General features: G+C 68.1%; 1 tRNA gene. It reads right to left on the bottom strand.

Annotation, left to right across the window (positions count from 1 at the left end):
• Positions 1-44 precede the first annotated feature (44 nt).
• Positions 45-118 (bottom strand) — tRNA-Gly (locus tag AB0B91_RS64205).
• Positions 119-542: the final 424 nt, after the last annotated feature.

Here is a 542-nt window from a genome sequence, read left to right as displayed (position 1 = left end):
CGAAGGCCCCGACCGGATCCAAATCCTGGTCGGGGCCTTCGCGCTGGAGCGGGTGACGGGAATCGAACCCGCACTGTCAGCTTGGGAAGCTGATGTTCTGCCATTGAACTACACCCGCAGGCGGCACCACTGTACCTGAGTCGTCACGCCGGTGCACCCAGGCACCCCTCCGTCGCTCCCCGGTGTCCCGACCTTGGCAGCGAACGGCCCCCACAGGGGCGTGAACCCGCCAAGATCTCGCCACGGCCTCACGGCGACCTCGCCGGGCCGCCCCCGCCCACCGGCAGCCGTCAGCCGCACCCCCGGCCAGGAAAAAGTTTCAGCGCGGCAACATATGGCCGTTCTCAAATCCATCGATCAGTTGTAACGTCTGCCCAACGTTCTCAGCCACGGCGTGGCATACCCCCTGTCGCGCCGCCAGAAAGAGGTGGGCCCATGGGACTCCGTCCCAACCTGCTGACCCGGCGTACGGCCGGCGTCGCGTCGACGACCCTCGCGTTGCTGCTCAGCACCGCCGCCGTCGGCGTCGTGCCGGCAGCTAC

The organism is Nonomuraea sp. NPDC049141 (assembly GCF_040648415.1).
Classification (GTDB): domain Bacteria; phylum Actinomycetota; class Actinomycetes; order Streptosporangiales; family Streptosporangiaceae; genus Nonomuraea.
The sequence above is the reverse complement of the archived record's forward strand: the minus strand, read 5'-3'. Positions and strand labels throughout refer to the sequence as shown.